The sequence below is a fragment of the Pontibacter rugosus genome (genome assembly GCF_042678745.1).
Classification (GTDB): domain Bacteria; phylum Bacteroidota; class Bacteroidia; order Cytophagales; family Hymenobacteraceae; genus Pontibacter; species Pontibacter rugosus.
In genome coordinates this window covers 1-24,650 of record NZ_JBHTLD010000047.1, presented here as the reverse complement: position 1 = coordinate 24,650, position 24,650 = coordinate 1, and the positions used below count along the sequence as shown (strand labels likewise).

Annotated in this window: 19 protein-coding genes; 11 read left to right on the top strand and 8 right to left on the bottom strand. The window is 45.8% G+C overall.

Translation table 11 applies throughout. The features are described from left to right. The first annotated feature begins 135 nt into the window (after positions 1–135). From ACFQ2O_RS07425 to ACFQ2O_RS07400, 6 genes are all read left to right on the top strand, one after another. Positions 136–564 (top strand): DoxX family membrane protein, encoded by a 429-nt coding sequence (locus tag ACFQ2O_RS07425; protein ID WP_377524965.1) that lies wholly within the window; start codon positions 136–138, stop codon positions 562–564. 84 nt (positions 565–648) lie between these two features. Beyond that, the gene (locus tag ACFQ2O_RS07420) at positions 649–2,424 is read left to right on the top strand and encodes an aminopeptidase P family protein (RefSeq protein WP_377524961.1); all 1,776 of its coding nucleotides are present in this window, start codon (positions 649–651) and stop codon (positions 2,422–2,424) included. Positions 2,425–2,603: 179 nt separating this feature from the next. Next, positions 2,604–3,011: a GNAT family N-acetyltransferase gene (locus ACFQ2O_RS07415; protein WP_377524958.1), complete on the top strand. Its 408-nt coding sequence runs from the start codon at positions 2,604–2,606 to the stop codon at positions 3,009–3,011. Positions 3,012–3,159: 148 nt separating this feature from the next. Further along, positions 3,160–4,740, top strand: a complete 1,581-nt coding sequence (locus ACFQ2O_RS07410; RefSeq protein WP_377524955.1) for a hypothetical protein — start codon at positions 3,160–3,162, stop codon at positions 4,738–4,740. Between the two features lie 592 nt (positions 4,741–5,332). Next, positions 5,333–5,884, top strand: a complete 552-nt coding sequence (locus tag ACFQ2O_RS07405; protein ID WP_377524952.1) for a hypothetical protein — start codon at positions 5,333–5,335, stop codon at positions 5,882–5,884. Positions 5,885–6,053: 169 nt separating this feature from the next. Continuing rightward, on the top strand, positions 6,054–6,965 hold the full coding sequence (locus tag ACFQ2O_RS07400) for an AEC family transporter (protein WP_377524949.1): 912 nt from the start codon (positions 6,054–6,056) through the stop codon (positions 6,963–6,965). Between the two features lie 96 nt (positions 6,966–7,061). Here ACFQ2O_RS07400 and ACFQ2O_RS07395 read toward each other — a convergent pair whose 3' ends face one another. Together ACFQ2O_RS07395 and ACFQ2O_RS07390 are read right to left on the bottom strand one after the other, a co-directional pair. Then, positions 7,062–7,688 carry a hypothetical protein gene (locus tag ACFQ2O_RS07395; protein ID WP_377524946.1) on the bottom strand — a complete coding sequence of 209 codons (627 nt, stop codon included), beginning with the start codon at positions 7,686–7,688 and terminating at the stop codon, positions 7,062–7,064. Between the two features lie 72 nt (positions 7,689–7,760). Next, positions 7,761–8,291, bottom strand: coding sequence for a CopD family protein (locus ACFQ2O_RS07390; RefSeq protein WP_377524969.1), 531 nt, complete (start codon positions 8,289–8,291; stop codon positions 7,761–7,763). Between the two features lie 206 nt (positions 8,292–8,497). Between ACFQ2O_RS07390 and ACFQ2O_RS07385 the strand changes: the two genes are divergently transcribed. Both ACFQ2O_RS07385 and ACFQ2O_RS07380 read left to right on the top strand, forming a co-directional pair. Beyond that, positions 8,498–9,619 carry an alanine racemase gene (locus ACFQ2O_RS07385; protein ID WP_377524943.1) on the top strand — a complete coding sequence of 374 codons (1,122 nt, stop codon included), beginning with the start codon at positions 8,498–8,500 and terminating at the stop codon, positions 9,617–9,619. A gap of 48 nt (positions 9,620–9,667) precedes the next feature. After that, positions 9,668–10,543 (top strand): glycoside hydrolase family 25 protein, encoded by an 876-nt coding sequence (locus ACFQ2O_RS07380; protein WP_377524940.1) that lies wholly within the window; start codon positions 9,668–9,670, stop codon positions 10,541–10,543. 155 nt (positions 10,544–10,698) lie between these two features. On the opposite strand, the gene ACFQ2O_RS07375 is transcribed toward ACFQ2O_RS07380, so the two are convergent. Together ACFQ2O_RS07375 and ACFQ2O_RS07370 are read right to left on the bottom strand one after the other, a co-directional pair. Beyond that, on the bottom strand, positions 10,699–11,664 hold the full coding sequence (locus tag ACFQ2O_RS07375) for a hypothetical protein (RefSeq protein WP_377524937.1): 966 nt from the start codon (positions 11,662–11,664) through the stop codon (positions 10,699–10,701). Positions 11,665–12,036: 372 nt separating this feature from the next. Continuing rightward, complete coding sequence (locus ACFQ2O_RS07370) at positions 12,037–13,836, bottom strand: glycosyltransferase (protein WP_377524934.1); 1,800 nt, start codon at positions 13,834–13,836, stop codon at positions 12,037–12,039. Positions 13,837–14,050: 214 nt separating this feature from the next. On the opposite strand from ACFQ2O_RS07370, the gene ACFQ2O_RS07365 reads away from it, so the two are divergent. From ACFQ2O_RS07365 to ACFQ2O_RS07355, 3 genes are all read left to right on the top strand, one after another. Continuing rightward, positions 14,051–15,325, top strand: coding sequence for a glycoside hydrolase family 2 TIM barrel-domain containing protein (locus tag ACFQ2O_RS07365; protein ID WP_377524931.1), 1,275 nt, complete (start codon positions 14,051–14,053; stop codon positions 15,323–15,325). Between the two features lie 235 nt (positions 15,326–15,560). Beyond that, positions 15,561–16,316, top strand: coding sequence for a nucleotidyltransferase (locus ACFQ2O_RS07360; RefSeq protein ID WP_377524928.1), 756 nt, complete (start codon positions 15,561–15,563; stop codon positions 16,314–16,316). Between the two features lie 385 nt (positions 16,317–16,701). After that, positions 16,702–17,772, top strand: coding sequence for a fatty acid desaturase family protein (locus ACFQ2O_RS07355; protein ID WP_377524925.1), 1,071 nt, complete (start codon positions 16,702–16,704; stop codon positions 17,770–17,772). A gap of 753 nt (positions 17,773–18,525) precedes the next feature. Here the strand turns inward: ACFQ2O_RS07355 and ACFQ2O_RS07350 are convergent. The 4 genes from ACFQ2O_RS07350 to ACFQ2O_RS07335 form a co-directional block, all read right to left on the bottom strand. Further along, positions 18,526–18,786, bottom strand: a complete 261-nt coding sequence (locus ACFQ2O_RS07350) for an acyl carrier protein (RefSeq protein WP_377524923.1) — start codon at positions 18,784–18,786, stop codon at positions 18,526–18,528. Between the two features lie 158 nt (positions 18,787–18,944). Continuing rightward, positions 18,945–22,130: an efflux RND transporter permease subunit gene (locus tag ACFQ2O_RS07345; RefSeq protein ID WP_377524920.1), complete on the bottom strand. Its 3,186-nt coding sequence runs from the start codon at positions 22,128–22,130 to the stop codon at positions 18,945–18,947. A 47-nt stretch (positions 22,131–22,177) separates the two neighbouring features. Next, on the bottom strand, positions 22,178–23,230 hold the full coding sequence (locus tag ACFQ2O_RS07340) for an efflux RND transporter periplasmic adaptor subunit (RefSeq protein WP_377524918.1): 1,053 nt from the start codon (positions 23,228–23,230) through the stop codon (positions 22,178–22,180). A gap of 18 nt (positions 23,231–23,248) precedes the next feature. Continuing rightward, complete coding sequence (locus ACFQ2O_RS07335; RefSeq protein WP_377524916.1) at positions 23,249–24,601, bottom strand: TolC family protein; 1,353 nt, start codon at positions 24,599–24,601, stop codon at positions 23,249–23,251. Between the last annotated feature and the right edge of the window lie 49 nt (positions 24,602–24,650).

Sequence of the window (24,650 nt, the reverse complement as noted above, 5' to 3'; positions counted from 1 at the left end):
ATCTTAAATTCAATTTTCGAAATGTTTATTTAGCCCCTGTTCGTATAATTTCAGCTCCTGATCAGGAATAAAACGATTCGCAAGCAACTTAGCTGATATAGTCACTTGGGCACCGTTTTCCGTACAAAATATACTATGAGAAATACAGCTCTTGGATACCTGATGGCTCGCCTCCCTATCTCTGCTAGTATGGTAGGGCATGCTGTAGTACGGTTGCCCAAACTAGAGGCCTTTAGCCAGAGCATGGCCGCTAATTTTAAAGATACGTGGCTCCCAACTATACTAGTAGAACCCTTTGCATACTTTTTGCCATACCTGGAGCTTAATATTGGGCTTTTACTGCTCTTCGGGTTGTTTACCAGAGTGGCGACGCTGGCAGGAGTGCTGTTGATGGTGGTGCTGATCTTTGGTTCTAGTTTGCTTGAAAACTGGAATGGTGTTGCCATACAAACGTTCTATGGTGGATACTTTGCTCTACTACTTACTTTCGAGCACAAATATAACCGCTATTCCATCGATAATGGAATACGTGGCCGCAGAAGCCGTAAGAACAAAGCGGCTTAGGGTTGATAGGCCGCATTATCCCGCATCTGGCAAGCATTTCTCCCTATCTTTCCTTAATTTGCCTCAAACCGAAAATTTGAGCAAATGACCTACAAAGAAAGACTAGCAGCCATCCAGAGCCAGATGAAAGGTGAGGGCATCAGTGCCTACATCATTCCTTCGGCCGACCCGCACATCAGCGAGTATGTTCCTGATCGTTATAAATGCATTGAATTTGCCTCAGGCTTTACCGGCTCGGCAGGTACACTGGTGATTACGCAGGACTTTGGAGGCCTCTGGACGGATGCACGTTATTTCGTACAGGCCAACGAACAGCTGCAAGATACAGGTTTTGAATTGGTGAAGCTGCAGGCGCAGGGTGCTCCAGAGTATATCAACTGGCTTGCAGAGCGTCTGCCGGAGGGTGCAACCGTAGCTTATGATGCAAAGCTTATCTCGGTGGGCCTTGCCCAGCAGCTGGAAGCTATGCTGTCTCCCCTGAACATACACCTAAATAGTGACCGCGATTACCTGGATCCCATCTGGCTGGATAGGCCTGAATTGCCAACTGCACCAGCTTATCTTTTAAGTGAGGATGTGGTAGGGGAGTCAATGCAGAGCAAAATGGACCGTTTACGTGCTGCCCTTAAAAAGAACAGGGTGGAATATCACCTGATTTCTTCTTTAGATGATCTGGCATGGCTCTTCAACCTTCGTGGATCTGATGTGAAATGTAATCCGGTTGTTCTAAGCTTTGCTCTTATCAGCCAGGAAAAAGCCATCCTTTTTATAAATACCACAAAGCTAAGCGAAGCAGATCAACAAGCCCTTACAGCAGCAGGCATAACCCTGGAAGCATACGATCTGGTGGAGCGTGCTGTAGCCAGTATACCGGGTAATAGTATTTTGATAGATCCTAAACGCAACTGCTATGCGCTGTACAAGCAGCTGCCAAAAGAAGTGCGCGTCATACAGGACACTAATCCTACGACTTACTTTAAAGCAGTGAAGAATGAGGTTGAGGTAGCTCACACCCGTAAAACCATGGTGAAAGATGGGGTGGCACTGACTCGCTTTTTCATATGGCTGGAGGAGAACCTTGGCAAAGAGAAAATTACGGAGCTGTCGGTGGCAGCCAGATTACGTGAATTCAGAGCAGAGCAGGAGGGCTTTGTAGGTGAAAGCTTTGACACAATATCCGGCTATAAAGCACACGGTGCCCTGCCACATTATAGAGTTACTCCAGAAAGTGATGCAGAACTAAAAGCTGACGGCCTCTTTCTGCTCGATTCTGGTGGGCAGTATACATCGGGAACTACCGATATTACTCGTGTAGTATCATTAGGGAACCTGACGGAGGAGGAGAAGATAGATTATACTTTGGTGCTGAAAGGGATGATTGACGGCTCCACGGCCCGTTATCCGAAAGGCTCTAAAGGATACCAGATTGACGCTATCTCAAGAAAGCCGCTTTGGGACTACGCCCGCAACTACGGCCACGGTACAGGCCACGGTGTTGGTTTCTTCCTGAACGTACACGAAGGCCCGCACGTGCTCAATGCCTCGCCAACAGCTGTTGATCTGGAGTTGGGCATGATTTCATCTGTAGAACCTGGCATTTACCGCAACGGCAAGCATGGGATTCGCATCGAAAACCTGGTGCTGACAGTACCGGACGAAGCCAATGAGTTCGGTGAGTTCTATACATTCGAGCACCTGACCATGGCTTTAATCGACACAACGCCTGTAAAAAAAGACCTGCTGGAGGCGCACCAAATCAAGTGGCTGAACGAATACCACCAGCAAGTGCTGGAAAACCTTGGGCCGCACCTGACGGAGGATGAGCTGAACTGGCTGAAGGAAAAAGCAAAGCCGATATAGAGGGATTCTCTTTACGTGGGCTGCTAATACTGGTGTACAGCAAAGGTTATAAGTTGTCATCCCTCCTAAGAGAGCTGACAACTTATAACCTTTGCTGTACTTTATAACTTTATACTTTGCCGTTATACTTCAAAGGCTTTTGATAGAAGCTGTTGAGGCTTTTTATATATTACTGCAGCATGTACATAAAAGAAATCAAAGCCGAAGATACCTGGAAACTACGAAGAAAGGTGATGTGGCCGGACAAGGAAATCCGTTATGTGCAACTGCCTGATGATCAAAAGGGAACCCACTTTGGGCTATACTTGAATAATGAGCTTGTAGCTGTGATTTCGTTGTTTATAGAAGGTAGAAGAGGCCAGTTCAGAAAGTTTGCCACTTTGCCGGCCTCTCAGGGGAAAGGCTATGGCTCTTTACTGTTGAGGCACCTTATAGCACAGGCAGCTGCAAAAGGTGTAGAAGTGATCTGGTGCAACGCGAGGCAAGAGAAAAGCACTTTCTATAATCGTTTTGGGCTAAAAGAAACAAATCAGCGGTTCGCCAGAGGCGGGAAAAACTATGTGGTTATGGAAGGCTTTATAAACTAGCCGGGCTCATAAGCCTCTCATCGAATTAAGATCTACAATTCAAGATCGGCTTATTTTGACCTTATACTTTATAAATACTCCTTTTTACGCAACCTTTCTGATATAAAAAGATAAAAGTAGAGGATTGATTCCCTTATCTCTACTTATTATGAAGCTTAAACATCTACTGAAAACATCTCTGACTGCTGTAGCATTTGGGGCATCTACAACATTAATGGCACAGGCAGTGCCGCCCGCTGCAACTGAAACCGTTAAAATAGAAGTGCCGCAGCAACTGCGAAACGCGCCATTTAATGTAGACAGATTTGCTACAGTGCCGCCTAACTTCAAGTTGCAGGTTTATACCCGGGTAAGCGGTGTGCGGTTTATGGCTACCGCGCCAAATGGCGATTTGTTCGTCTCGATGCCGTGGGATAGTAAGGTACGGGGGCTGCATCAGCGGGAGGACGGCACCATTGAGGAGTATGATTTTGCAACCGGACTGCAAAGGCCGCACGACATCGTCTTTCATAAAATAGGTAATGTGCAGTATGTGTACATTGCCGAAAAGAACCAGATAAACCGCTATACTTATACCAATGGCGACCGCCTCGGGAAAAACCGTGAAGTGGTGGTAGCCAACCTGCCGGATGAGAGTCTGTCTGAGCTGAAGGGCAACTACGGCCATGTGCTCAAGAACATTGCCCTCGATAGCAAACACAAACTATACGTATCCATAGCCTCTACCTGCAACGCCTGCATTGAAGATACCCAAAGCGATCCGAAGCGTGGCGCTATCTATGTGTATAACGCAGATGGTACCAACCGGCGCTTATTTGCTGAAGGCTTGCGTAATGCTGAAGGTCTGGATTTTGTACCCGGTACAGATGAGCTGTGGGTAACGGTGAATAACAGGGATAATGTGGCGTATCCGTTTGAGGACAATACCGGCAACTACGGTAAAGTTGTACAAAGCTATGTAGACAATAACCCACCAGAGGAGTTTACGCTGGTGAAGGACGGCGCAAACTATGGCTGGCCTTTTTGTAACCCAGATGCCAGGCAGGGTATGGATAATATGCCGCATATTAAGGATGTGGAGCTAAACCCGCAAGGTACCGTGGATTGCAGCGGAATGGAGCGCATCAGCAAAGGTATACAGGCGCATACTGCTCCCTTAGGACTATTGTTTACGCAAAACACGCAGCTACCACAGCCTTACCGCAACGGCGCCCTGATCGCGTTGCATGGCTCCTGGAACCGTTCGAAAGCAACAGGCTACAAGGTCATATACTTTCCGTGGCAAAACGGAAAGCCGGGAGAGCAAATCGAACTGGTAGGTGGTTTTCTGAACAGCGATTCTACCGAGGCCTATGCCCGCCCCGTAGATATTGCCATAGGGGCAGACGGCGGTCTGTTTATATCGGATGATAAAACCGGAACCATCTATAAACTATCCTACACAGGGCCGTTGGCCTCCGCGGAAAAAGAGGAACTGGAGCGTGCCGTTAAGGTTTTCCCAGTGCCTGTAAAAGGAAACATCAAGCTCAAAGTGGCGGGTTTAAAAAAGCCTGAAGTACGCTTTATCCTTACGAATGCGCAATCGGCTACCGTGCTAGATACAACCAAACGTTTGAGTGGAGTAGAGAATGACTTGCAACTGAAAACAGAGCATCTGGCACCCGGAGTATACTTCCTAAGCATTATTTCTGACGATACCAGGGTGGTGAGGAGAGTTGTGTTGCAGTAAAAAGCCTATTCAGATTTAGTATCTAAAGTATAAACAGAGCGGCTTCAGGGGGTTATTGTGACCTACCCCCCCCCGAAGCCGCTCTGTTTATATCTAAGCTTTCGTAGTGTCTCTTTAAATTGCCCTCTGACACACCTTTTTTAGTATTGAAGATCAAGTTTGCTTGCCCATTCAAGTATAAAATTACAGCAGCACAGGCTCTTTCATGAAGCTTCTGTTGTGCCTTATGCCGTCGTATTCTGATTTATAAGTATAGAAACGGTATTATACTTCTATTGGTAAATATTTGCTTTTGAGATGATGAAAAAAATTGTGATATTGTAGGCTATATAGTTCCAGTAAAGCCACTATCACTTTCATCTGCATGAAAACAAGCAAGTATACTGAGTTACCACAGGCGAACTGTGCCTTTCCCCCATCCTCAAAAAATGTGAACCTGAAGAGAGCTTGTTCTTTTCAGCCTCATCACATTAAACCTTTTGAACTACTAACGATAAGTAAACTCCTGAGTCTTTTAGTATTACTGCTTACGAGCAGTTGCATTAGTAGCACCAAGTATACAGCTGCTGTAGGAGGTTGCCCCAAAACAATTGTGGCAGGGCAGAAAGTGTTGATAGGGGAGGCTACAGGTGTTTCGCAGCAACAGTCTTACGAATTATATCAGCAAGTGGAGGAGCAAATGAAAGAGGCCGGTGTGCAGCCATACTATGTAGTAGAGCAGGAAATGGACCTGCGGATGAATGGCTTACAACCCGGCGCCAGCACTGATACGAGCAGCCTGGCGGTTATGGAGCGTCTTGGCTATGCCTACTATCTAAAGGCAGCCGTAAATGGAATTGAGTCCGGAACGGGATACAACCGTATAAGTGCAGCTGAGCAGCGCGAGTTACAGGCAGGGTATGGTAGGGAACCAGAAGACAATACTAAAGCCATCGTGAACTATACTCTTTACTCCACCAGTACAAAACAAGTGGTTTATACCTTGGCAGCTAAAACCACCATGACGGGTATCTCCATACCTGAAAAGGAAATAGAGAATGGCTATAGGGGCAGTAAAACAGTTAACCTAGCCACAACACCTCTTGCCGTTCAGAAAGCTTACAAAAAGGGTATCAAGAAAATACTAGAGAATTGTCAGCAGTAGTCTCTTGGGTATAAGATCAGCTTCATGATAAGTATAAATCGGCTCCAGCTTGCTTGTGCTGGCTATACTTGTCCAAAAGGAAACCTGCTTTATGTTTTAGTTTTCCAGAAGGCAACATTATCTTTAGGAGTTGCGTGAAAACTGCAACATCAGACGCTGAGGAAATGACATGAGCAGTTTTATACTTTTGTTTGGTTGCCTGGGGCTGGGTATTCTGTTGCAGCGTTTCAAGGATTTTCCTGCCAATGCGCCGCTGGTTCTCAACCAGTTTATCATCTATATTTCGCTTCCGGCACTGGCCTTATACTTTATACCTGAGGTAACGCTAAATAGCGCTGTGCTTCTACCAGTTGGGGTGGCCTGGATATGTTTTGCGGGTGCAGCCTTGTTTTTCTGGGGTCTGGGCAAAGCGTTCGGCTGGTCTAAAAAGCTGATCGGTTGCCTTATACTTACCGGCGGCTTAGGCAACACATCCTTTATCGGTTTTCCCATTATCGAGGCATTGTATGGGGGAGAAGGACTTAAAACTGCCATTCTGATAGATCAGGCTGGTTCTTTTATGGTGCTTTCAACTTTGGGCATCGGGTTGGCGGCAGCATTATCAAAGGGAAAAGCAGATGCTGGGCTGATAGCCAGAAAAATTCTTCGGTTTCCGCCTTTCCTTATATTTATACTTGCCCTCGCCGCCAATATACTAGATTTACATTTTTCCGCTGACTTGAAAGAGGTGTTTCAACGCCTGGGTAGCACAGTTTCGCCGCTGGCATTGGTGTCGGTTGGCTTGCAGTTGCGCATAGAGCGGCGAAGCAAACACTGGGGCTTTCTGGCGCTGGGCCTTACGTATCAGCTTATACTTGCACCACTGCTTATACTCGCATTATACGTTTGGGGCCTTGATGCTAGTGGTAAACAGGCGCAGGTATGTGTGCTGGAGGCCGCTATGGCACCCATGATCACGGCCAGTATTGTGGCTGCTTCGTATGGGCTAAAGCCGCGACTAGCCAACATGATGGTAGGTTTCGGGATACCGATTTCCTTTCTCACGCTAGCCTGCTGGTATTGGGTTGTGCAGGCAATCTGATAAGCTGAAGCTATTCTGAAGGTGCTAAGCGGGCGAGTAGTAGCGTAAACGCAAGCCTGTATTACCTGATAATAAACCCGCACAAGTATAAACTGCCTACTCCTGGTACGTGTCCAGCTTGATTTTCTCTATAAGCAGGTAATTCTTGAACTGGTGGATCATCTTGTCCATTTCCTGCTCTTTCTCACTCAGTGCCATCACTTCTTCATTGGACGTCTCCAATACCGGGCGCAGGCGGAACAGGCTATCCTGGAGCTGAGGAATGGCCGCTTCGGTGTGCTGGCGCATTTCAGGAGCCATGTCTGTTGTAAGGGAGTTTTCCAGTTCCTTGATATACATTTCCAGAAACTCCACCATGTGCCATGGGTTGTTGGGGCGGTTCCAGGTAAAGTTAGTGTTGCAGCGGCGGCAGCGATAGGTGTTGCACTTCCAGCCATGCTCATTGGTTGCCACGCTCTGCTGCTTAAGCATATCAGCCTTGTGGCATTTAGGGCACTGGGCATTATCCTGAATGATATTATTCAAACGTTCCCGCTTATCAAGTATGGCAGCGCGGTTGTCTGCATGCGTCAGCAGCTGTGTCTCCAACTTCTCGCATGCCTGCGTCAGTTGTTCATGTTCCAGACTTAACTCGCCTGTTTCCATCAGTAGTGATGCACGCTTGCTAAAGAAACGGATCAACTTGATTAACTCTCTCTCGTTGGCCTTCAATGCTTTATTCATACTTACAAAGATAACCTTAAAAAATGCGAATTACGAATTCTGGCCGGGGAATGGGATTCAAAAGCATCTGATTTACCTTTTCTCCCTGGTTCTTTTATAGATACGAATAGCCAGCATAAGTATAGCAGAGAACAGAATCAGGCCAAGGATTCCCCACAGCATGCTCAGTGAGCTTTTAAGCACAACCAAAAACACAATGCTGATAAGGAAGAGGGTTGCCACTTCGTTCCAAACTCGAAGTTGGGTAGAAGTATACTTCAGCAGGCCCTGCTGCTGTTGCTTGAAAATCTTGTGGCATAGGAAGTGATATACATACAAGCCTGCCACAAAGCTTAGTTTCCATACAAGCCAGCCGGGTACGGAGCCATACAGGTACAGCATCGATAGCCCGAAAATGAAGGTAAGCACGGCAGATGGCCACGTAATGCCATACCACAAGCGCTTTTGCATCAGGCTGAACTGTTTCTGAAGTATAGACTTTTCAGGCTCAGGCTTTTCTGCTGCTTCTGCAAAGTAAATAAACAGGCGCACAATGTAGAATAAGCCCGCAAACCAGGTAACCACAAAAATAATATGCAGCGCCTTAACGTAGAAATAACTCATAGCCAGCGAAGGTGTTTTTGCAAAGGTAAGTGTAATTGTGAAATGCTGAAGTATAGGTGCCGCTTGATTGATAGAGTTACTGCTCACTCAGGCCTGATTTGACACCAATTGTCCTACATTCACCACCAAAACCAGTCTTGGATGTGCTTTTTTTACCTAAGATGTTTAACTTCACAAAATTTGCTACTATTTGCGAAGATCGGAAGATGAGAATTACAACACCCACACTACTACTGGATAAAGAAAAGGCAAAGAACAACATACGCCGTATGGCCGCTAAGGCGATACGGAATAGCGTAAGGCTGCGCCCTCACTTTAAGACGCACCAATCGGCGCAGGTGGGAGAGTGGTTTCGTGAAGCAGGAGTAGAAGCCATTACCGTATCATCAGTGCGCATGGCCCGCTACTTTGCCAACCACGGCTGGAAAGATATCATGATTGCCTTTCCGGTAAACGTACTGGAAATGGATAGTATAAACGAACTGGCTGCCCAGGTAAAACTACACCTTGTGGCGGTAAATCAGGATACCATAGAGGTTCTGGCAGACCAACTACAACACCCTGTGCATCTGTCGTTGAAAATAGACACAGGCTACCGCAGAACAGGTATACTTGCCACCAATTATGCCGAGCTGGATAAAATTCTGCAGCGGGTGCAGGTGCTTGGAGAAAAGCTACACTTCGAGGGGTTTGTGGTGCATGATGGCCATACGTATAAGCAGAGCGATGTATATGCCATTCAAACAATCAACAATACGTCTGTTTACCAGTTGCACCAGCTGCGCGAGCGCTATAAAGCAAAGTTCCCGAACCTGCAGCTCTCCATCGGAGACACTCCTTCGTGCAGCATTATTGAAACCTTAAGCGGCGTAGACGAGATTCGCCCCGGCAATTACGTTTTTTACGACCTTACCCAACAGCGCATCGGCTCATGTAGCTTTGATGAAATTGCCGTATGTATGGCTTGCCCTGTGGTGGCCATACACCCGGAGCGTGGCGAAATTATACTCTACGGAGGCAGTGTACATTTCTCAAAAGACGTGCTACTGCAGGAAGACGGAACCGCTGTTTACGGCCGAGTGGTAGACTTTACGAGCAATGGCTGGTCTGCTCCGCTGGAGGGCATTCAGGTGGTGTCGCTGTCGCAGGAGCATGGTGTGGTGAAAGCCTCTCCGGAGCAGTTAAAGAAGTATAAAATCGGCGACCTGATGGGTATATTACCTGTCCATTCCTGCCTTACTTCTAATCTAATGCAAGGCTATATGACAACCGAGGGAGAGCATCTGGAGCATTTATCTGGTTTACCTAAACGGGAGCTTGTTTCTTGATTTTAAGTATCTCTTTAGCCTGAATCAAACTATTGCAGCGGAAGAAGTATGGCTATAAATACCAAGCTACCTGAGGATTCGTGGTCTATACCCAATCCCTTGCCTAAACCATCGCCAAAGGCAAAAGCGCCTGCACCTAAAGCAACTGCTCCGGTAAAGCGAAAGTCACCACGGCCAAAATCACCACGCAAAAAAAAGAAGGGCCAGCAGCCTACACGTAAGTTTTGGATAGGCCTGGCCTTGCTGTGTGGTATTATTTTGCTGGTGATGTATGTAGAGTATTTTGTAGAGAAGCCGAAGCCCGTTTGGCCGGAGGGGCATACTATCTATGGTGTTGATGTGAGCCATTACCAAAAGGATGTGGATTGGCAGAAGGTGCGTGAGAATGAGATTGCTTTTGCCTTTGTAAAAGCCACCGAAGGAGTGACACTAAAAGACAAGCACTTTGAGCGCAACTGGCAGGGAGCAGGGGCGTCAGGAATAATCAAAGGAGCTTACCACTTCTACCTGCCTTATTTAGACCCTAAAAAGCAGGCACGCAATTTTATTTCTTCGGTAAAGCTGTCGCGTGGCGACCTGCCGCCGGTGTTGGATGTGGAGGTGCGTGGCCGCAAACCGGTAGAGCAGCTTCGAAAGGATATAAAGGTTTGGCTGGATGAGGTGGAAAACGCCTATGGGGTCAGGCCGATTATTTACACCGGCTATAACTTCTACGAAAGTCATTTGGCGGGGCATTTTGATGGCTATCACCTCTGGATTGCGCACTACAAAGTGCCTAAGCTAAACATGGAAAAGAGCAACAACAGGAAACTTGCTTTCTGGCAGCACACCGATGTAGGCGCTGTAGAAGGTATCGAAGGAACTGTAGACTGTAACGTTTTTTACGGCAGCATGCGTGATTTGCGGGAAGTATGTGTGAAGTAGTAAAGCTGTTTTCACAATCATTTCTGCAAACTATTGTCAGACTTTTGAATAAGGTAGTACAAGTATAGGTAAAGATTAATTGTACAGAATCAAACATAAAACAAAAGGCGCAGCTATAGGGCTGCGCCTTTTGTTTTTAAATATGCCTATGATGCTTAGTACCTGCTTGAACCTCGGTCATGGTCACTGCTCCAGGTGCGTTGTCTGTTATCGCTGCTCATGTAATCGTTTGAGCTGCCAGAGCGGAAGCTCTTGTTAGGATTATAGCTGTAGTCGCTATCCGGGTGCTGAATGCGCGAGTTAAATTCATCCCGTGCATAGGTATCATTAGGATAGTTGTTGCCTACGTTCGGGCTATAGTTACTGCTTCTGCCCACCGAGCTGCTGCCATAGTTGTTGCTGCCGCTGTTATAGTTGCCCATAGAGCCATAGTTTCCTTGGTTGTAGTCACTGTCATTGTTACGGCTGTAGCCGCTGCCCATGTAATTGCCTTGGGAGCCGCCGTAGTTAGATGATGAGTTGCTGCCACGGTTGCTGTAGCCTCCCCTGTCAGCGTTTTGGTTGCTGCGGTAGCTTCCGCTGCCCTGGTTGTAATTGTCAGCATCAAAGTCGTAGCGGTCCTGGCTGCTTCCCTGAAATCTTCTGGAGGTATCGGAGCCGTAGAGGTCAGGCTGATCATCGTTTCGGAAGCCAGAGCCATGGCTGTCGTAGTCACTTTGGTAGCCGTAGCTGCGGTCGCTGCTGTAAGGATCTATGTTGCCCTGCCTTGATCCACTGGCGCTGCCTCTGCCACTGTAGAAGTTGTAATCACTGCCTTGCTGGTGCTGGCCTCCTCTGCTAGATCCGAAGCCTTGTGCGCCACCATAGCTGCCCATGTTGCCATAGTTGCGGGATGTGCTGTAACTGCCGTACTGGTCTTGATTGCTGGTGTTGCGGGACCCACCCATTTCATTTCCCTGGTTGCCCCAGGTGCCTGTGTGGCTCTCATTCCCATATCCGCCACGTGCTGATGATCCGTAGTCATCAAAACGATAGTTTGAATTCTGCTCAGGGTGGCGGTACTCATCTGAGCGACGTGTATTGTAATTGCTGTTGTTGCGATTTGGATACTCACTTGTCATAGCTTTACTTAAGTTTAGGTTAAACATGCGTTGTTATGTACTACCTAAACGAAGCGTAGCGCTAAGGGGTTAAGATAATTGGCCAGTGTTTATACTTATGCTGCAGTACAATATCTTCCGTAGTTCATCATCTTGAACTATAGTTAGTAAGTACAGAGACGGAAATAACTTTACGTAAACGAATATACCTGTCATTCTGTAAGAAGACTGGTAGAAGTAGAGGAGAGGGCCCCTACCCCCGGAGGTTACGCTTCTGTGATTTGCGGGAGAAGGGGCCCTATATCAACAAGATCCTTTCAGGGTGATAAAATAGATTAAACTTAATTTATCCGAGTACTTATACAGTTGTGCTAGAGGAACAAAGCAGTAGGTTTACTTTACTAAACCTGCTGAAAACTCTGCCGGCTTAGAAGCTTTCGGTTCTGTGTTGAAGGTTCCTTCAGAGTAATCTTTTTCCCAATTCTCGACCCAGCCCTGTTTAGAAAGTATAAAGCCAAGCGATATGGTTGTAGCTAGTACAACTACTACAATTGCCACACTTCTGATGCCATCGTAAAAACCGTGACGTGTGCGCCATACGCCATAACGTAAAGGCATGAATACAGGCTGAAGCATAGAGGCGTGTAACAGGTTTCTGCGAACCCACTCCATAAACTTCTCCTGGCTTATCACTACTATGGTGCCCACTATTGCCACATTGGTTAGCACAAAAGCCATCATCATCTGCACGTAGGGGTTGTCGTAAATGTGGCCGTACTCACGTTGGCTATAAATAATAGTACCTAAACTTACCACGCATACCATTATGTTGGGTAAGCTGAGCAAAAAGTTGTTTTTGGGCTTATCGTCTTTAGGTGTAGGAATATAAGGCACCTTTACACGCAGTATAGCATAAACCAGCCCCAGCGTGAATACCCACCAGGTACCAGTGCGCAGAATACCGCCGAACAAATGAAATCCGTTTTCGCTTTTCTCATGATACCAGCGTTGTGCAAAATGCCTTATACAGAGCGATATGCAGAGGAAAGGGGTAAACATAATTAAAAACTCTCCAAGCGAAACATACCACGGGAATTCTGCCAGGAGCAGGGCCAGTACAGGTATAAGAAAGTCGATCAGGTTAAATACCCCGAACAGGTAATAAAGTGGTAAGGTGAAATAATGGATCTTCTGGCGGAGCGTAAAATGGCGGAACAGCTTGGGGTATACAGCGAACAGCAGCTCGAAAGTGCCTCTTGCCCATTTTACCTGTTGCTTATAATAGGACGAGAGTGTAGCAGGAACAAGGCCACGGGATAACAGTTTAGGCACGTAGGTAGATTTCCAGCCTTTTGCGTGCAGCTGCATAGCCGTGTGCATATCCTCCGAAAGGCCTGCAGCATGGCCTCCTATACTATCAAGGGCTTCTCTGCGGAAGGTGCAGTTGGCACCTATGGCCTGGGCAGTGCCGTAGGAGTTCATGCCCATCATCATAGGCCCATAAAAGCTATAGGTCTGCTCGGCCGCGCCATAGGCTATCAAGCTTTCTTTCTGATTGAAGTAGGCCTGTACTACCTGCACAAATCCTATTTGAGGATCTTCAAAATAAGGCAGTACCTCATCCAGAAACTCCGGCGCAGGAATATGGTCAGGATCAAGGATAAGACATATATCTCCTGTTGCCTGCTTTAGTGCATTGTTGATGTTGCCAGCTTTTGCATCCACCTTTAACGTGCGGGTTACGTGCTTTACTCCCAGCCGCTCACACGCTGCTTTCAAAATTGGGTCGTTACCTTCGTCGCAGAGGTAGGTTGTATGCGGGTAACGTATGCGCTGAATAGCTTCCAGGGTGTTGATGATCATGCTGTGCGGTTCGCCGGGGCAGGCAGTAGTCAGTACATCAACCGTAAAATCTGTATGCAGTTGCGGCTTTATAGGTATGCTTACAGCATAATAATGGTACCACTCATGCAGCGTGCGCAGCAGCTTAAACCCTAGAGCAGTAGTTAAAAGCCAGTATAAAGGAGGATAGCCAATATGATCTTCATCAATAAACCAGTACAGGAACAGCACCATAGTCAGTACTCCCATCCAGATCATAAAGCGCATAGCATGCACATCACGCTTAAGCGCCCCTTGTTCTGCTTTTACTGCAATTGCTGAAGGGTTACTTTCTTGTACAAAGTTCAACATATAGGAGTAAAATAAATATAACGTATTGAAAGTGAATGTATAAATACTTAAATATAGTTTGATTGTTATAATTATCTCAAACAAGTAGGAGTTGTATACGTAAAGCAGCTAGTTTAGAGATAATTTTGTACAAAAAAATCGTAGATATATCATGCTTCAACCCTTGTTTAAGGAGTTTTTATTTAAACTGTGCTTGCCTATACTTTTGATTGTCATGCTGTTATCTTGCAGCACTAACCCTGAGGTAACTGAAAAATATGTGCCTGATGGGCGTAAAGTGCAGATAGTGCAGAAGGGGGATAGTTTCATGCTTATGCGCAACGGAGAACCTTACTTTATAAAAGGCGCTGCAGGGTATGATCACTATGGGCGGTTAAGCGAGTATGGCGGCAACTCCGTTAGGGTATGGCATTCTGTCAATGCGCAGCAGGTGCTTGATTCTGCACATAAGTATGGCCTTACCGTAACACTAGGCTTGTGGATGGCCAGAGAGCGGGAGGGCTTCAACTATTATGATAAAGAACTCGTGGCAGAGCAAACTGAAAGGCTACGGGAAGTAGTGTTACGCTTCAAAAACCATCCGGCCCTGCTGATGTGGGGGGTGGGCAACGAGCTGTACGCAGAGGGGTCTAATGTGAAAGTTTGGGATGCCATCAATCAGGTAGCTGAAATGATACATGAAGTAGACCCTGATCATCCTACCACAACTACTGTTATGAACGTGCCGGATAAGGAAATTAACCTGATCGTGAAGCGGTGCCCGGCGCTGGATGTGCTTTCCATCAACTCATTTGGTGCGATGCATAACTTACCGTCTGAGATTGCTGAAACAGACTGGAAAGGGCCCTATATTATTTCAGAGTTTGGCGCGCGTGGCTATTGGGAGACATACCACACGTTGTGGACGGCACCTATTGAGCAAACTAGTTCCGAGAAAGCAGAGTTTGCCCGCGACCGTTATAAGAGGTCTGTCTTGGCTGACACCAAACGGTGTTTAGGTTCTTACGTGTTTATGTGGGGCAACAAGCAGGAAGTAACTTCTACATGGTTTTCCTTATTTAATGAAACAGGAGAGGAAACGGCGCTGGTGCACGAAATGCGCCAACTCTGGGGAGATACGACTACATTTAATCAGGCTCCTTATATTGCCTATATTCAGTTAGATAAGAAGTTTGCATTAGACCAGATATATGTGAATCCGGGACAGGAAATTGAAGCTGCAACTTTTGCTTCTGATCCGGACGGAGATGAGCTAAGTATGGAGTGGGAGGTACTGCCAGAAGCAGAGAAGCTGGATGGTAATGCAGATAAACAAGTAAGACCTAAGGCCTTGCAACAAGTGCTATTGCAGCAAGAGGGCAATAAGCAACGGCTTCGGACACCTGAAAAAGAAGGCGCATACAGGCTTTATGTATACGTGCGGGACGGACATAATAACATAGCCACTGCCAATGTGCCTTTTTATGTAACTCAAAAACCAATGAAATAATATTGTTGTAAAAGTGCAATTTTATATCCCTCTCTTAACCTGTTTTGTTGCTGTTGATAATAATAAAGCCCCTTGTTATCGGGACAGGCAACAAACGGAGCCATTCTTTAGTACAAGAACTTTACGCGCCGCTGCGTTGTGTGAGCACAGTTAGTTCCTGGCAACCAGCTATTCCTGATACAGCGGCCTGCCTCTATGAGGTACCTGTTTAATCTGACATGAATTCAATAGCAAAATGGCTAAAGTAATAGAACTACAGGAAGGTATTCACCGCCAGGCGGCGCACGATTTTTACCGTGAAGCACTTGGTATACTTTCTAACTGCGAAGCAGACTTTATGGTAGGTGGAGGATTTGCCCTGCGCCTTTACACCGATATCATGCGTGATACAAAAGACCTTGATGTTTTTTGTAAATCAGGTGATACGCCGCGCATACTGAAAGCTTTTAAAGAGCATGAGTATGAGACGGAGTTGACAGATGCCCGCTGGCTTGCCAAAGCCATCAACGGGGATAACTTCATGGATATCATCTTCAACAACCCCGGTAACCATTGTGCCGTGGATGACGAATGGTTTGAGCGCTCTACCCCAAGTGAGCTGCTGGGCATTAAAGTAAAAGTTATACCTGCCGAAACACTGATCTGGTCAAAACTGTACGTGCAAAACCGCGAGCGTTATGATGGGGCAGATATAAACCACATCATACTTCGATATGGAGAAAAATTGGATTGGAAATGGCTGTGGCGCCACATGGATGCACACTGGCATTTACTGTTGTCACAGGTGCTGTCGTTTCAGTTTGTATATCCGTCTGAGCGCGATATCATACCTAGGTGGCTGTTTGATGAGCTGATGGTAAGAGCCCAGGATCAGTATGATATGCCCCTGCCAAAAGAAAAAATTTGCCGTGGCCCGCTTATCGATCAAACCCAATACGCAACAGATATCACTGAGTGGGATTATAAAGTTGTGACTATCAGGTCTGTTTGATTTTTACAAGTATAGGAAAGTGCTGGAGTGCCGGTGTAAGCTTTCGAAGGATTTGGCATGCGTATATAGCCAGAAGCAAAGTATAAGTGTTACACAGGTAGGGCTGCTATAGCAGTTATACTATAACTTTTGTGGCGACACAGATATAGGAACACAGCTGCAAACGACCTGCGCCTGTGTATGGCCGCTACTTTTCTGCATAAATATCTTGCCGTTTTTCGGGCTTGAGGCACTAGTTGATAAATAGTTGCGTTGTAAATCAATAATTTAGTTTTTGAGCAACAGCGGCTAAACTTTTGTTTCAAAATATAGTTTACCTTTACAAGCCTGTATAATCGCGGCATTGTATTCGCTATTACACAGGTTTAATCTGGATTTTAATTTTATGTCGGCACCCAAATTTCAAGCACAAAAAGATTCTTTTCATGCTGAGTTAAAGAGAAGAATCAATGAATACTTTCAGGAGGAAGGAATTTCCACTACAGGTAACTACAAACTCTACACAAAAGCCATAATTCTTGCCGGAAGCCTGCTGCTTATATACACGCACCTAGTTTTCTTTACACCAGCTTCTGCCTTACTAGCCCTTTTAGAATGTGCTATACTAGGTGGTTTAACGGCAGGTATCGGGTTTAACGTGATGCACGACGGCTCACATGGCAGCTTTAGCAAGAAGAAGCGGCTAAACGAAATGGCGGGCCTCTGCCTGAATGTATTGGGTGCCAATGAGTTTATGTGGAATACCAAGCACAATGTTATTCACCATGCCTACACAAACATTGACGGTATTGATGATGATCTGGATGCAGGACCATTTTTAAGGCTTTGCGAAACACAGAAACTACGTAAATTCCACCGTTATCAGCATTTATATTTTTGGGCAGCCTATTCTATGCTCTTCTTTTTCTGGGTTTTCTTCTCTGATTACCAGAAATACTTCACTAAAAAGGTAGGGGCGATGCCACTGAAGAAAATGAAGACGTCTGACCACGTTACCTTTTGGGCCTTTAAGGTGCTGCATATTGTGTTCTTTGCTGTGCTGCCAATTTATACTATAGGTTTCCTGCCTTGGTTAATTGGTTTCCTTGTTTATGGTGTTGTAACTGGTTTTGTGATGAGTATCGTGTTCCAGTTGGCGCATACCGTAAGAGAAACACATTTCCCGGTTGCTGTGCAGCCATTAAATAAAATGGAAGACGAGTGGGCAGTGCATCAGCTGAAAACTACAACAAACTTTGCTACGAATAATAAATTGGTTACCTGGTTTTCAGGTGGTTTGAATTTTCAGGTAGAGCATCACCTATTCCCAAAGATTTCTCACATCCATTATCCGGCACTGAGCAAAATTGTTGCCCAGGCATGTGCTGAGTTTGGTGTGCCTTATCATAACATACCTAAAATGCGTATGGCTGTTGCTTCGCACGTCATGCACCTAAAGCATCTTTCAAGAGCTTAGGAGATAGAAATTAGATACAACAAAAAAGGCTGTTCCCTTACAAGAACAGCCTTTTTTGTTGTATCTAATTTCTATCCAAATAAAGTGTTCGAAAAGATCATCTGAGTGATGATAGTCCTGAAACCCGGGCTATATAACATGGTGCTAAAATAGGAGCAATACGCTTCACTACCTGATGCAGCCTTCAACACTCTGGAAGCTTCCTCTGAGTTGTATGCTAGCGGGCTTGCTACTTTAGTCAACTGAAGCAGGATTTCTACCCGCTACTTAAGCGCCTGTTTAAGATTTAGGTTTTCGCTGCAAAAGCCTGGAAAGGAATCTGGTTTTATACTTTTCTCACTTTATTGTGCGGCTTTGAAATATAAATTCTGCTTTGCCATATCCCCCTCTAATTAGCTTTCGCTTGCGAGTACAGAATGTAAACAGGCTTTATCTAATATGCCTATCAACCCAGTGAACTGTAAAGAAGGACACAGATATGAGAGGGATGGAGGATTGATACAGGTAATACAAAGTATAGCGGCTTGTAAAGCAGGAAAGGGCTATAGCTTTATACTTTTTTTCTGAGGAAGTACACAGCTGCAACAGCTACATGGGTGGTTATAGCCAGTTCGGTTAGTTACTCAAGCAGGCAACACACATTAGCATAGCAGCGGAGGCTCTAAACAATAGAGGAGGAGCGAGAATAGCATAAACAGACAGAGGGGCTGCAGATTGTCTGCGGCCCCTCTGTCTATTGGTAAGTAAGCAGTTTTAACTTGCTTGTTTGTGGTTTTGGGTATACACGTAATTTATAAAATCATCGATAGAGTAAACAGGCACTTCATCTGGAATGGTAAGGTGATAGTTTTTTTCAACTGCCAGAATAATATCCACCACATCCAGGATATCAAAATCCAGTTCAGTAAAATCTCTGACTTCTAACAATTTGTTAGGGTGAACTTTCTTAATGGAGCTGATAATCTTTACCATCTCATTTTGTATTACTTGGGTAGAGTTGTTTACATTTTCCATGGCATGTAAATGTTAGGTAAAAGTCAGGCGCTTAGCCTTTAAATAACTGCAAGAATGCAGCCAAGTTATTGATAGGGTAGGCAAAAGACTTGCGAAGGCCATAAGCCTCCGCGAGTCTAGCTACCATTATTTAATTTATTTTAAAGAACAGGTATGTTTTAGTAAGCGTGGGAGTGGCTCATTTTAGAGTCTTCCAACTCAGCTGTCTCGCGCTCCAGTTCTTCTGCTGTTTTGTCAATCAGCTCAATCTCAGTCTTCTTATCCATGCCAAGCTTAGCCAGCACACGGTCGAACAGGTAGTAAATTACTGGTACCACAATCAGCGTCAGGAACATGGATGAGCTCAGACCACCAATCAGTGCCCAAGCCAGGCCATTCTTCCACTCAGCACCTGGTCCGCTTGCCAAGGCAATCGGCAACATACCTATCACCATGGCTAGTGTTGTCATCAAAATCGGACGGAAACGTATTCTTACCGATTCGATCAAAGCTTCTTTCACTTCCACACCTTCAGACTTCAGCTTGTTGGTAAAGTCGACCACCATAATGGCGTTCTTCGCAACCAGACCGATCAGCATGATAATACCAAGTATAGAGAAGATACTCAATGTAGATGCTGAAAGCGCCAGTGCCAGCAAGGCACCGATAATAGCCAGTGGAATAGAGAATAATACTACCAGCGGGTACACATAACTATCATACAGCGCTACCATGATCAGGTACACGAACACGATAGATGCCATCAGAGCCAGACCTAAGGTACCAAAACCTTCACTTTGGTTCTTCAAATCACCAGCGTAAGTAATAGATATTCCTTTTGGCGTATCCAGCTTTGCAAGTCGCTCCTGTATTTCGGTACCTACCGAACCTGTTGGCCTGCCAATTACTTGCGAATTTACAGATACAGAGCTTACACGGTCCTTACGCTCCAGTTGAGATGGGCCAGAAGACTGCTCAATGTTAGCAAACTGGCTCAGGCGAATTTGCTGGCCTTTGTTATTAGTGAAGGATAGGTTACCAATATCGGTTGTGCTTCTGCGGTCGAAGTCATCCAGGCGAATGTTGATATCATAATCGCTCTCTACCCCTCGGAACTGGGCATTGGTGTTACCACTAAACGCAGTTTGCATACCGGCACCCACTTGCTCCAGCGAAAGGCCTAAGCTCGCCATCTTATCACGATCCACAGATACAGCGATCTCCGGGTTACCATCTTCTACTGATTTCTTCACTTCAGCCGTACCTTGTACCTGCTCTACCTCCGCCAACACTTTGTCAGAGAAAGCCATCACTGTATCCAGGTTAGAACCACTCAATACAATCTGAATAGGAGACTGGTTTCCACCGCCTACCATACTTACAGGTATCATGGTTACCTTAACGCCTGGAATTGTTTCTTCCAGCCCAACCTTCATTTCACGAGCAAAAGCGTTGGTAGATAAAACACGTTCCGAAGCATCCACTAACTTTACGTTTACCTCTGCCAGGTAAGCCGTGTTTTGGCCTGCCTGTGCTGAAGATGTTGTACCTACTGTCGTGAAAAGGTTTGTTACCTCCGGATACTGCTCCAAATAGCCTTCTACCTGGCGGGAAGCAAAGTTTGTCTGTTCAACTGTTGCATTCTTTGGCAACTCCAGCTGCACAATGAACTCACCGCGGTCGCCGGCACTCACAAACTCACTACCGATAAAGCCGGCAGGAACCAGTGCTATAGAAGCTACCAGTAATACTACTGTACCTAGCACAGTGATAAACTTGTGATTAAACGCCCATTTCAGAGTAGAAGTAAAACCTTCGATCACACGATCCAGGAAGCGCTCAAAAGAAAGTATAAAGCGGCCAAAGATATTCTTGTCTGACAGGTGCTCTAATCTGGAGAAGCGGCTTGCCAGCAACGGAATCAAGGTAAAGGCTACGAACAAGCTTAGCATCGTAGAAATTGCCACCACCACAGAGAACTGACGCAGAATGTCTGATACCAGACCTGTAGATAAGGCAATCGGCACGAATACAACCACAATTACCAGCGTAATGGAAGTTACTGTAGCTGCAATCTCACGGATACCATCGTACGCTGCCTGCGCGGGCTTCTTGCCCATCTCCATGTGGCGGTAAATATTCTCAATCACCACAATGGCATCATCCACCAGAATACCTACCACCAGGGATAAGCCCAGCAGTGTCATCAGGTTAAGTGAGTAACCCAGCAGGTTCATCGCAATAAAGGTAGCAATAAGGGAAGCAGGGATAGAGATCATCACGATTATGGCGTTGCGTAGCGAGTGCAGGAACAGCAACATTACCACAGCCACCAGTATAATTGCCAGGAACAAGTCATGTATTACAGCATCGGCAGCCTCCAACGTAAATTCAGAGCTGTCTTTGGCAATCGTAAACTTCAGGCCTTCTGCTTCATATGTTTTCTCAAGCTGAGCCAGTGCCTGGCGAGTCAGTTCACTTACTTCTACCGCGTTGGCATCAGACTGCTTCTGGATAGAAAGACCGATAGAAGAAAGAGAGTTTACACGCGTCAGAACTTCTGTGTCTTTCTGTGTATCCTGTACTTCTGCCACATCGCTCAGGCGAATAGAACCGCCATTTTCTTCCTCTTTCAACACCAGGTTGCGCAGTTGGTCTACTGTTTCATACTTACCCGCTAAACGAATCAGTGTCTGGCCCTCTTCGTTCTTTACTTTACCAGTAGGGAAGTCGAGGTTAGAGAACTGAATTTTCTGCTGTACCTGCGATATAGAAAGTCCGTAAGCCTGTAGTTTTGCCGCGTTAAGGTTTACCTTAATTTCACGCTCCTGGCCACCTAACACTTTAATCTGGGCCATGCCCGGTACACGAGAAAGCTCTGGCTTTACCTTGTTCTCTACCAGGTCATAAAACGCGGTAGGAGACATTTTAGCGGTAGCACCTAATTGCATGATCGGCATGTCACTGAAGTCGAACTTACCCAGGGATGGCGGATCGGCGTCTTCAGGTAGTTCACCCAATATGGCGTTGATTTTACGCTGTGCATCCTGCAGACTTAAGTCTACATCAGTTCCCTGCTTCAGCTGCACCACAATCACGGAGAAGCTTTCCTGGGAAGTACCTTTTATTTCGTCCACGTTCTCTAAAGAAGAGAGCGCATCTTCAATCTCCTTGGTTACGGAGTTCTCTACTTCTGATGGCGAAGCGCCAGGGTAGAAGGTAGACACAGTCAATACCGGCGGAGAGAACTTCGGAAGAAGCTCATAGTTCAACGTGAAGTAGCTCGCCAGACCTAATAAGGTAAGTATGGCGAAAATCACTACCACGATCGTTGAGCGCTGTATGGATATTTTAGTGATATTCATTTAATCTTTTTTCTTAAGTTTTTAATGAAGTATAAGAGCACTCCTGCTTAAAGCACTGTGATTTTTGTGCCGTTCTTCAGGTTAATCTGTCCTGACTGCACCACTTTTGTATTAGCGTCCAGTCCGCCTGTTACCTCTACTTTGTTACCTTGCACGTTCCCAACCTGTATGTCTTTCAGGATAGCACTGCCGTTTTGTACAACAAACACCTGTGGGTTCTGAAGGCTGCCAACTATGGCCTCACGCTCTAACAGCAAAGCCTCGCGCTGATCAGCTACTTCGAAATAAGCAGTACCATACATGCCGGCTTTCAGCGGGTTATCAGACGGGTTGCTCACCTGTAGCTCCACGTTATAGTTCAGAGAGTTATCACCTTTAGAAGCGATTGCCTTTACAGTGCCTTCAAAAGTCTCGTTGCTGGCAGCGTTTGCTTTAATCTGCACTTTCTGCCCCTGGCTGATAAGGCCTACCTGGCTTTCAGAAACTTTGATGTTCATCTTCAGTTTATCCACGTTCACGATATTAAAAAGCTGCGTGGTAGGGCTCAGGTAAGAACCCACTTCAATAAACTTCTGGTTGATTCGGCCTGTGATAGGAGATTTGATGCTAGTGTCTGCCACGCGTTTTTTAGCTGATATCAAACCTGCCTCTGCATTGCTAAAAGCTAATCTGGCATCTTCTAATTGGCGCTGCGTGATAGCATCGCCTTGTGCCAAATTCTCGAATCGCTCCAGGTCGCGCTTGGTTTTGCTGTAGTTCGCTTGCGCTTTTACTAGCTCGGCACGAAGAAGCTGCGCGTCTACTTGCGCCAATAGTTCTCCTGCTTTCACCCGATCTCCGTTGTCTTTGTAAATTTTTACAACCTGCCCCTGTGTTTCAGACAAAAGCGTTAGGTCCTGCTCCGGTATAAAATTACCTTGTGCGGTAAACGACTTATCCATTTTGCCCATGGCAGGTGCTGTAACCACTACCGGAATTGCTTCGCTTTTGCGCTCGGCAATGGCAGCAGTAGCGGCCATGTCTTTCTTATTGTTCATTAGCGTATAGCCAATAAGTCCAATTACTGCCAAAACTGCGATGATATAAAATACCTTCTTCATGTTATGTTTGATGTTTTACTATTTAGTTAGTGTTTCTAATTCGCCTCTGGCTTTCAGATAATTCAGCTGAGCTACTTTATACTTTAGGTTTTCGTTATTCAGGTTTGTTTTTGCCTCCCTCAGGCTTACTTCTGCGCTTAGCAAATCAGTAAGTGGTGATATTCCTTCTTTATAAAGATCATTAGTGGTATCATACACTTCCTGTGCCAGGTCCACGTTTTGCTGTTGCGCTTTGATAGAATTCTGGCTGTTTTGCAGTTGCGCAAGTGCGTTTGTCAGTTCAACGGCAGTGTTTGTCTCCAGCTTTGAGATGTCTTCGTTGATTTTTCTGATCTCTAGCTGGCCTTGCTTCACTTGAGCGTCTTTTCTGAAACCGTCAAAAATCGGAATGTTAACCTGTAAGCCAACTACTGAAGTTTTGAACCAAGGCACATTAGAGTTAAAAAGCTCATCACGCTGTGTGTTATAACCGTATTGGCCATAAGCAGACAAAGTAGGGTAATAACCAGCCTGTATATTTTTAATGCTGTATCCCTGAAGCTGCTTTTGCGTGTTCAGCAGGTCGTACTGTACTTTCTGAGCTACTGCCTGTTCTGCCGTAATGGCTTCTAATACCACGTTGTCTAGCGCTGTGGTATTGCTGCTGAGCTCTATTTCCTGCTCCAGCGGCATATTCATAAAGAACTTCAGCATGTTCTTTTGCTGCTCGTAAGTAGTAGTAAGTGTCTGTAACTGATTCTGCAGGTTCGTTGTATTCACCTTCACACGGTTCAGCTCCACTTTCGGCACCAGGTCGTTCTTGTACTGCAGCGTCATGATACGCTCCAGTTCTGCCAGGCGCTTTAGGTTAGCCTCTATGTTCTGAAACTGCTCCTTTGTTTGCAGTGTCTGGTAGTAGGCAGCACCAATGTTATAAATCAGATCTTCCTGCGCCATCTCTTTTCTCAGGCGATACAGGTCCTGGGATGTTTTGGCAGCCTTCAGACCTACAAAGTAAGATTGGTTGAACAGCAACTGTGTTAACTTTACATTTCCGTTGGCACTGTAGTCTTTACCAAACCTAACTGGAATATCTTCACCAGGCATACCCGCTAATTCGCCAGGTAAAATCTGTGTAGGCAGGGCCGGGTAGTAGTCTAATCCACCAGCAATATTTACTTGCGGTAGTCCCTGGCTTCTGGCTTCTCTGATCTGCTGGCTACCGATTTGCTCGTCGTAGCTGGCTTTTTTTACATCCTGGTTGTTGCTCAGCGCATACTGTATACTTTCTTCCAGCGTCAGTACTTTTACGCCTCCGGAAGCAGGTTCCTGAGCAAAGGCAGGACGCATGAACACAGCCAAAAGTCCGATTAAAAAATATTTTTTGATCACGGTATATTAAGTTTTTAATTTACTATTAAATTCTTTTTAGTTCTGAATT